Annotated in this window: 2 protein-coding genes; both read right to left on the reverse strand. The window is 44.9% G+C overall.

Annotated elements, in window-relative coordinates; translation table 11 throughout:
• Window positions 1-205: hypothetical protein (locus tag KP705_RS15420; RefSeq protein WP_215764780.1), on the reverse strand; the 205-nt coding region annotated here is incomplete at its 3' end.
• Window positions 206-602: 397 nt separating this feature from the next.
• Window positions 603-1149, reverse strand: a 547-nt coding sequence (locus tag KP705_RS15425) for a hypothetical protein (protein WP_215764781.1), incomplete at its 5' end; no start/stop codon positions are given.

Here is a 1149-nt window from a genome sequence, read left to right on the forward strand (position 1 = left end):
GATTCTCATCGGCAGAATAATCCCGAGCTATAAGCCCAAGGTGCWTGCAGTCAGCAGATATCAGCCAGCAGATATCATCAACAGACCACCCCAGATGGAACACATGCCCAAGCCATGAACGAGGATAATACCCCCCATCATATGACTGAGCTTTGATGACCCTTTGGGCCTCTAATTTCGTATATGAACGACCTACGGATTCCATCCGAGACCACCAGTCTTGGCGGTCTTGTGTTGAACCATCGCCATCAGTTGTGTTATAATACTGATGTGGGTCGGGTTGTGACGTTCCTGCGTCATGAGCCTTCTCCTAACCTATCGGGCTTCTTCGATGTAATCCGCCAAGATATCCATCGATTTAACCTCGACTCACATTCTACCATAAAAATCAGATTATCAAGAACCATCCCACACAGATGGCCTACGGCCACACTACGTGGCTCCCGCTCTGCGCTCGCTCTGTGATGCAGGACACAGCAAATCTGAGCTAATTATCTGCTCATGAAGCGAAGCAGTTTGAGCTATCTTTTTAATACTGATTTAGCCTTTAGCATGGAGGTCGAAACCCCAATGCTAGACCCCGGACCTTCGGGGTCGTCGCTCTAGGCAATAGAGCGATCAGAACCCTTTTGAGGCTTCGCCTTAGGTTCCCACGTCGCCTGGAATGACTCAAGCCACTCCTTCGCAATCCTATCGCAATCACGCATTAAATCATCCAACGTGTAGACAGTCTTAATGAACGGAACAGGATTAATTCCATGCGAATCCAAAGAATCAAAAACTAAACCAAGATAAGTTTCAAGCTGTTCATTCTTCTTCTGTAAATCTCTGAACGGCTTGCCCTTATCAAAACTTTTTTCGCGTTCGCTTTTCAATTCGTTCAATAGTGATTTTCGTGATTCATTACTTTTGTGAATTTTTGTTTTTAGTGATGAATTACTCGCTTTCAACTTCTCATTTTGATTCTTCAATAAATGAATTTCATTTTCACGAGACTTCGCACCATCATCAAAACGGCTTTTCGTGAATGACTCAGAAACCTGAACAACACCACCAGCAACAGCAGAAGAAACAGCACCAACCAACGTGCCAGCCTTCTCAAACTTTTCAGCCTTAGCTTTTGCAGCATCAACACGCTTTGCAACAGCA

It is taken from the genome of Gluconobacter sp. P1D12_c (genome assembly GCF_018812105.1).
GTDB classification, from domain to species: Bacteria; Pseudomonadota; Alphaproteobacteria; order Acetobacterales; family Acetobacteraceae; genus Gluconobacter; species Gluconobacter oxydans_A.